The 737-nt window shown below is 71.6% G+C and carries 1 protein-coding gene; it reads right to left on the reverse strand.

All coding sequences use genetic code 11. The features are described 5' to 3' along the window. The coding region (locus HCK00_RS26675; protein ID WP_168104611.1) for a hypothetical protein at window positions 1–737 on the reverse strand (737 nt) is incomplete at both ends.

Raw genomic sequence — 737 nt, forward strand, 5'->3', positions numbered from 1 at the left:
AGGCTCGGGCAGGAAACGGACCGCGCGCCCGGCCACACCACCAGGCGTGTCCATCAGCACGTGAGCGGTGGGGCCCGCCGTTCCCGTGGTCGTGTTGAAGGCCTCGACCTCCCGGCCGCTGACGTTGGCGACGCGCTGGCCGAGGGAGATGTCCGCCAGCGGATCGTCCACCCGGGGCACGGGGAGGTGCTCCTGCTGGATGCGGGTGGGGTCACCGGGCGAGGCCCCGTAGCAGATCTCCAGGGAGATGCGGTGCCCCGCGGGCGCCTCGCGCACCTCGCGCAGCCCGCCGATGTACCGCCCGCCCTGCTCCTCGTCCAGCCACACCGACCGCTTCCCGTGGAGCTGGAGACCGAGGGCCCCCGGCTCCCCGTGGCTGTAGAAGACGTAGACGGCACGGTCGGCGGTGTACGGCTCCGAGGAGACCTGCACATCGCCCTCGGTGGTGGACACCTCGTGCACGAGCTTCGGGATGTCGAACCACTTCCGCAGTGCCTGCGCCCGCTCCACGAGCTGGTCGCCGATCGACATGCGGCCGTACCGGCGGCCGTGAGTGACCAGCGGATGGGTGTCGACGTCCTGGTCGCTGAACGCCGTGCCGTCCACCGCGGTCCAGAAGCGGTCCTGGTACGGCGTGGTGACCCCGGGCGGGTCGAAGGGCACCCAGTCCCCGCGCCAGGCGTCCTCCTCCCGGTCGATCATGGTGGGCACATGCGCGTCCAGGTCGGGGTCATAGG

The sequence above is a fragment of the Streptomyces zingiberis genome (assembly GCF_012034935.1).
In the GTDB taxonomy this organism is placed as follows: Bacteria; Actinomycetota; Actinomycetes; order Streptomycetales; family Streptomycetaceae; genus Streptomyces; species Streptomyces zingiberis.